Source organism: Pseudomonas sp. 2995-1, assembly GCF_002742505.1.
Taxonomy (GTDB): Bacteria; Pseudomonadota; Gammaproteobacteria; order Pseudomonadales; family Pseudomonadaceae; genus Aquipseudomonas; species Aquipseudomonas sivasensis.
In genome coordinates, this window is the sequence record NZ_LJSA01000591.1 from 1 (window position 1) to 275 (window position 275).

Annotated in this window: 1 protein-coding gene; it reads right to left on the reverse strand. The window is 34.5% G+C overall.

All coding sequences use genetic code 11. The annotated features are described in order from the left end of the window. A partial coding sequence (locus tag AOA61_RS28205; protein ID WP_178075224.1) for a 7-cyano-7-deazaguanine synthase occupies nt 1-241 on the reverse strand: 241 nt, incomplete at its 3' end. Nucleotides 242-275 lie beyond the last annotated feature (34 nt).

Below are 275 nucleotides of genomic sequence, written 5' to 3' on the forward strand. Positions count from 1 at the left end.
CAATATCATCACGTGTCAGTGCACTTGGCGCTAGTTGATTAATGAGTGACATATCTAACACAGTATTCTGAACTCCTAATTCCTTTGCAATGGACTGTGCTACTTCAATTTCTAGTTTATGGCGTTGATTATAATTAAAAGTTACTGTTTCTACTTCTTCAAAATTTTCCAAGGCCCAAAATAGGCATGTCGTGCTGTCTTGACCACCACTAAATACAACAACAGCTTTTTCATTTTTCATTTTTATATTTGCTCCTTTATTGATCCAATTAACT